The organism is Acetobacter sp. UBA5411 (genome assembly GCF_002409645.1).
Classification (GTDB): Bacteria; Pseudomonadota; Alphaproteobacteria; order Acetobacterales; family Acetobacteraceae; genus Acetobacter.
This window is the reverse complement of the sequence record NZ_DHNR01000014.1, coordinates 381-6,654: the sequence shown is the minus strand read 5'-3', so window position 1 is coordinate 6,654 and position 6,274 is coordinate 381. Positions and strand designations below refer to the sequence as shown.

The window sequence follows — 6,274 nt, the reverse complement described above, 5'->3', positions numbered from 1 at the left end:
CGGTCGGGATAGGTCTCGTCGTCCCGCAGAGCCTGCCAGCTTGGTGCTATGGAGACCAGCACCGCCGGTTCATCATCGTCCGGATTCACATTGGTGATGATCTGGCCGGGATAGAGTGCGCGTGCCTTCTCCACGATGACATCCAGACTGGCGTTCGGCGTTCCCGGCGGGAGAACTTCATACGGCGGGTCATCATCACCCACGAACGTGTCCCATATCTGCTCGGAAAACAGCAGCGGCAGGCCAGTCACGCACACGATCAGCAGGAACAGCGTGCAGACCAGGCTCGTCCATTTATGGATCACGAACCAGCGACGAAGAGTGCGGGTGGTCATGGAAGAAATGTGCCAGCGGATAAAGCGGGTCGGTTACCCTTGAACGAATAAGAATAACACTGAATCGCAACTCCATGATGGAAAGGCGGTCGGCTGCGCTGCATATGTATTCTCCCTGCGTGCCCGGAACACGCAGTCCCTGACGGCGTCCGGAATGAAAACGGGGCAAAGCCCTCATGAAAGTAAGGATGTTTGACGGCTCCGTTTTTTCAGAAAGAAGCGCACTGAATGACAGACATGTGATATGTCCTTTTAGAAGAACTTGCATTTCCTCCTTGGAAAATAATCTTCTTTTGCGAAATACCCCCTATTCAGACGTTTTCTCGACACGCTTATCAAAACGACGGTGTGTTACAAAATCTTGCGAAAAACGGGACTGTATGCCATCACAGTTGCGAATCCTTCTTATTTTCTGACTGCTGACATTGCGGTGGCATCGGGAACATCCGCTCTTGAAGTCCAAACATCCGTCTTTTGAGCTTTATGAAGAGCACCGTCCCGGTCTGTTGTCCTATGCGCGACAGTTGTCCGGGGACGCCGTACTGGCCGAAGACATCGTGCAGGATGCATGGTTGCTGTTTGCCCGGCAGTCGGCAGGCACGATTGTGTCGCCGGGAAGCTACCTGCGCACTATTGTGCGTAACCTTCTGATGACCCGTGCTCGGCGCGCCAAAATTGAACGCATGAGTGAGGCGGATTTTGACGTCGTCTCTGCGACTGTCGCTGATGATGCCGTTTCACCCGAAGAAACTGTCGCTGCCCGGGAAACCATGATGCGTGTGATGGAGGCGCTCGATGCGCTGCCCGAACAGCAGGCGGAAGCCATCCGTCTGTATCATTTTGAAGGGATGAAATTGCGGGAGGTCGCGGCCGTTCTGGGCTTATCCATCTCGATGGTGCATGGTCTGATCACCGAAGGACTGGCAATCTGCAACCGGATACGTAAGGAAGGGCAGTAGGCCCCGCGACATTTGAATTATTTTTCTGAAAAACAGGTGATGCCAAACATCTTATCGGTATGCCTTTGCGAAACAGCCTGTCGCGCGTCCGTCGCTTCGTCTTTCCTGCACCGGGACGGACCTGTCGTCCTGCGTGCGGTACCGGGAGTCATCGCGTGACCGAACCGCGTAGTCCTGATGAGGTTGCCGCAGGCTGGTATATCTTTCTCCGCGAGGAGCCAGACGATAGGGATCTACGGCGTCAGTTCCAAGTCTGGTTGCGGGAAAGTCCCTTGCATCAACAGGCTTGGACCGAAATCAACGAGACATTGGGTATGCTGGATTCCGTGCCACCCGAACGAAAAAAAAGCCCAGGCATGGGCAGACGGAACGGGTCTGTGCCGGCGAATGACCGCGTTGGCCTCCGTCGTGTAAGGATGGCATCTTTTGCTGGCGTCGTCATGGCGGCCTGCGTGGCTGCCTTTGTGCTTGTGCCCGAGTTGACCTTGCGTCTGAGGGCTGACCATTACACGCAGACGGGTGTGACGGAGGATATCCATCTGGCCGATGGCAGCGAAGTCATTCTTGCCCCGCGTTCCGCGCTCGCCATCCACATCAACGCGGATGAACGACGGATCACTCTGCTGCGCGGTGAAGCCTATTTTGTGGTGCATCACGATGCTGACAGGCCCTTTACCGTCACCGCAGGTTCTGTGACGACTACCGATATCGGTACCGCTTTTGATACGCGAACGGAGGGAGATGAAACTTCTGTGGCGGTACGGGAAGGAGCAGTCCATGCGTCCGGTCAGGGAGGAATTTCGCTTGAACGTGACCTTCGCTCCGGTGACCGGATTGACGTAAAGGGAACGCGGGTTGACGTCGGTTCTCAGTCGCCTGAGACCATCGGGCTATGGCGTGACGGGATGCTGGTCTCGCAGGGCAACACCATTGCTGAAATGGTGGCTGCCCTTCAGCCCTGGACCCGGACACGCATTGTCATCGCGCATGATACACTGGCAACGCGAAAGGTTAGTGGTTCCTACGATCTGCGCCATCCAGAAACCTCGTTGCAATTGATCGTGCATCCCTATGGCGGAAAGGTCATGTCTATCACGCCATGGTTTGCGGTTGTAACGGGACGCTGAGCGAGACATCGCCGTCTATGCTGACCGTTTGACCCGGTGAGACGCTGTCACTGATTCGATAGCGTCGGATACTGTCTGAACGTTTACGGCATTCAACGTGCCGAGGAAAATTTCTATATGTGATAAAAATCATTATTAAACAAATCACTATGTAGATTTGAGGCATAACAATAAAAAAATCTGAACTTTTTTCCGAAAAAACAGGCTTCCCGTGCATCTCACTATCATAACCTTTGAATGCGAATGAGTTGCATTCAATATTCCGATGATAGGAAGAGCCTAACCTATGCCGTCACCACAGTTTCTGAGGAGACCTCTGGCAACATCATTTCTGATGCTGGCCACGACCACCGCCTTGACCTCTTTTATTCCGACCGGCGTGCGGGCGCAGACGACACAGGTTCAGCCAAAATTCAGTTTCAGTATTCCCGCCGGATCGCTATCCAGCGCGCTGGTGTCTTTCAGTTCGCAATCTCGTATTCAGGTGACAGCGCAAACCCCGATAGTAGCAGGGAAAACAACATCGGGATTGCATGGTCAGTTTACATCCGGAGAAGCTCTGTCACGTCTTTTGCAGGGAAGTGGGTTGTCCTATCAACCTTTGGGAGATCGTGCGTTCCAGATTGTTCCCGCCACGCAAGCTGCCACGATTACCCTGGGCGCGGTAAGGGTAGGGGGAACAACGACGGCAAATCAGGATCCTGCCGGTCCGGGGGTGGGATATGTCGCTACTCGCACGATGACGGGTTCAAAGACGGATACGCCGATCATCGAAATTCCTAATTCTATTCACGTTATTACCAAACAGCAGATGATCGATCAGCAGCCTCAGAATGTCATGGAGGCTTTGCGATATATGCCGGGTATCAGCGTCGAAGCGTTTGGTGCATTCGGTAACGGTCCAGCCAGTGGATTAAATCCTGGCGCCATTCAGCAACGTGGATTTGACACCTCCCAGTTTGTCGATGGACTGCGTTCCTATTCAAGCAGCGCTGGAGAAACGGCTTTTCTGGAGCGGATCGAAGTCATGAACGGGCCGTCCTCCGTGCTGTATGGGCAGAGTACGCCGGGCGGCATGATTAACATGAGTCTGAAAAAACCAACGGAGACACCATTACATAACGCGACAGTCGGGTTTGGTAACTGGGGCCGTTATGAGGCAACTGTTGATGTCAGCGATAAAGTCAACCAGTCTGGTAGCGTAAAATACCGTATTGCAGCCATTGGGGTGACACAGGGTTCGCAGACCGACCATGTCAATTATCATCGTGTTGGCGTTCTGCCTTCCCTTTCCTGGGATATCGACCATAAGACAAATCTCACCTTTGTAGGATCCTACATGTATACGCCAGGCGATGGGACGAACTGGACCCAGTTGCCGCCTGAGATGCTTCTGAACGTCAATCATAACGGACGTATTCCCAGAAGCCGTTTTCTGGGAGATCCGAACTGGAATGTTTCCGGGCAGAAGGATTCCTTGATCGAATATCAGTTCAGGCACAGCTTCAATAAGTGGATCGATTTCAGTCAAAATCTACGCTGGGAAAGATCCGAGGATTTCGAAAAAAGACTGACTCGTGGTCGTATAATACTTCCGGATCAGTATGGTCGTGCGGCTTATGAGGGAGGAGGGCTGGCTTCAACTGTTGGCCTTGATACGAGAGTTGGTGGGAAGTTTTCCATCGCATCAGTGCATCATACCTGGATAGTAGGTACTGATTTTCGACAGTATGATGACAAGAGTTGGAGCACATCAGACCACACCATGGGATATAATGGATTTCCCGGCTCCGACGGGTATTCTTTTGTGAATGTTTATAACCCTCAAAGTAACTATATCCCATGTATCAACGTTCATTCAAAAACATGCCAAAACACGACATATGGAAGTAATGATTCCTATTTTCAGGAGGGAGTTTATTTTCAGGATCAAATCAAATGGAAGGGACTGTCCATAACTCTTGGAGGACGTCAGGACTGGGTCAATTATCATGGATATACAGATCAGGGTTCGAATGAGAACTCAGACCATACTTACATTGTAACAAGGAGTCATGATCTTCCACGGCCACAGAGTGCCTTCACGTGGCGTGCCGGTCTGGTTTATAAATTCTCTTTCGGTCTTGCTCCGTATTTCAGTTACTCGACATCCTTTGTTCCACAAAGCTTCGGTCAGAGAAGTTGGTCAGGAAAGCTGTTTCCTCCTCTAACTGGAAAACAGCTGGAGGCAGGAATGAAGTATGAGTCTCCCGACCATAATATTTTCATCTCTGCGGCTGCATTCAGGATCGATGAAGACCATTTTCTGGTCAACGATCCGGATCATGATTCTTACTCGAGCGACGCAGGAAAAGCGCGTTCACAAGGCTTCGAAATTTCCGCCAACGCAAATATCACTCACGACCTGAGATTTAATGCGTCCTATACTTACGATGAGGCCACTTATCTCGACAGCAATCTTACTGATACTCAGGCCTATGCCGATGGCAGTACAGGAAGTGTCGTAGCTGAAAAAGGAAAATATGTAGAAAGCATTCCACGCAACATGGTGTCGGCATTTCTGGATTACACGCCACCAGCGCATTTCCTGAAGGGATTTGGAATCAACGGTGGTGTCCGGTACAAGGGGTTTACCTATTCCGACGCAGTCAATAGCTATAAAGTGCCTGCTTATGTGCTGTTCGACATTGGCGCTCATTATGATTTCGGTCAGGCATTCGCGTCTCTCAAAGGGTTGCGCGCGCAGCTTTCAATTTCAAATCTAACTAATAAATATTATATTGCTTCCTGTGGTGGAACCTATTCATGTTATATTGGGCAGGGAAGGCGTGTTTATGGTAATTTGAGTTATACATGGTGAAAAAAATAGTTTTGCAAAGTTTGTGGTTTGACTGGTTTGTAAGGGACTGAGGTAAAGATCGCAATATTCGCGATGCAGGTTAAGACCTGTGGGGATTTAAATAAGGCTTGAGTTATGATTCAGGCTTTGGATGGAACGCATGGCATGATTGAGGCAGACATCTACGGCGACGTCAATTCCAACTGTATCATGGGGTTGCGGATCCAGAATGGTATTGGTAGCTCGGGTGATTTTGCACGCAATGCGTTCCTGTCTCTCTTTGTCTCTCCGTCGACCGCCAAAGGCGGCAAGATATCTGCCTTTGTGCAGATGGTGCCCCATACCGACCATATCCTGCAGGACCTGCAGATCATTGTTTCCGAACAGGGGCTTGCGAACTTGCTGCGGTTGAACGGGCGCGGCAGGTTGGTCAACAAATACGCTCATCGGGATTTCCGGCCTGCTCTACAGGACTATTTCGAGCAGGCCCGTCAGCATAGCTTCGGCCTGCATATTCCTCATTATCTGCTGACAGCCTTCGCTTGGTATTAGCGTTATATGGAAATCGGCAGCATGGTGGGCCGAACAAGAGCTGGAAACAGGATGACCGAACTTCTGATTGTCTTTGTGGTGAGTGATGGTGTCCGGTTGATGGATATAGCCGGGCCAGCGGATGTTTTCGCCTTTATGGCTGGTCTCTTTACCGGTCTGTCATTGCAGCACGAGAGAAGGATATCCGGAGTTCTTGCGGTTTCAGCCTGAGAGCTGACCTGTTGTTGAGTGATGTTAGGTCGTGTCGTCAGTTAGCGGGCGGTGCCATAAGACTTATACACCCGTTTGATCTGTGATGTTTTCCCCCTGTTTCTGGAACGGGGAAAGTGTGAATGCGACGGTATGGTCTGAGCGATGGTCAGTGGGAGCGGATAAAGGACCTTCTCGCGGGTCGCGAAGGTCATGTCGGTGGGACGGCTGCGAATAACCGTCAGTTTATATCGAAGCCGTGCTGTATCGTTA

General features: G+C 51.2%; 6 protein-coding genes and 1 pseudogene. 6 read left to right on the top strand and 1 reads right to left on the bottom strand.

Going from position 1 to position 6,274, the window contains the following annotated elements:
- Positions 1 to 335 (bottom strand): PepSY domain-containing protein (locus tag B3759_RS04055; RefSeq protein WP_291363857.1); only part of this gene is annotated, 335 nt, incomplete at its 3' end.
- Positions 336 to 787: 452 nt separating this feature from the next.
- Between B3759_RS04055 and B3759_RS04050 the strand changes: the two genes are divergently transcribed.
- From B3759_RS04050 to B3759_RS04025, 6 genes and pseudogenes are all read left to right on the top strand, one after another.
- On the top strand, positions 788 to 1,294 hold the full coding sequence (locus tag B3759_RS04050) for an RNA polymerase sigma factor (RefSeq protein WP_291363855.1): 507 nt from the start codon (positions 788 to 790) through the stop codon (positions 1,292 to 1,294).
- 155 nt (positions 1,295 to 1,449) lie between these two features.
- On the top strand, positions 1,450 to 2,421 hold the full coding sequence (locus B3759_RS04045; RefSeq protein WP_291363853.1) for a FecR family protein: 972 nt from the start codon (positions 1,450 to 1,452) through the stop codon (positions 2,419 to 2,421).
- A 334-nt stretch (positions 2,422 to 2,755) separates the two neighbouring features.
- Complete coding sequence (locus B3759_RS04040; RefSeq protein WP_291363851.1) at positions 2,756 to 5,281, top strand: TonB-dependent siderophore receptor; 2,526 nt, start codon at positions 2,756 to 2,758, stop codon at positions 5,279 to 5,281.
- A 144-nt stretch (positions 5,282 to 5,425) separates the two neighbouring features.
- Positions 5,426 to 5,812 carry an acetyl-CoA hydrolase/transferase C-terminal domain-containing protein gene (locus tag B3759_RS04035; protein WP_291363849.1) on the top strand — a complete coding sequence of 129 codons (387 nt, stop codon included), beginning with the start codon at positions 5,426 to 5,428 and terminating at the stop codon, positions 5,810 to 5,812.
- A gap of 51 nt (positions 5,813 to 5,863) precedes the next feature.
- A complete protein-coding gene (locus tag B3759_RS04030; RefSeq protein WP_291363847.1) occupies positions 5,864 to 6,022 on the top strand; it encodes a hypothetical protein in 159 nt (52 codons plus the stop codon).
- Positions 6,023 to 6,144: 122 nt separating this feature from the next.
- A pseudogene (locus B3759_RS04025) lies at positions 6,145 to 6,274 on the top strand (IS5/IS1182 family transposase); the annotation flags it as partial.

Excerpts from the sequence above, each read along its gene's own strand:
- B3759_RS04040 (WP_291363851.1), top strand. The coding sequence starts at position 2,756 with ATGCTGGCCACGACCACCGCCTTGACCTCTTTTATTCCGACCGGCGTG.
- B3759_RS04035 (WP_291363849.1), top strand. The coding sequence starts at position 5,426 with ATGATTGAGGCAGACATCTACGGCGACGTCAATTCCAACTGTATCATG.
- B3759_RS04030 (WP_291363847.1), top strand. The coding sequence starts at position 5,864 with ATGACCGAACTTCTGATTGTCTTTGTGGTGAGTGATGGTGTCCGGTTG.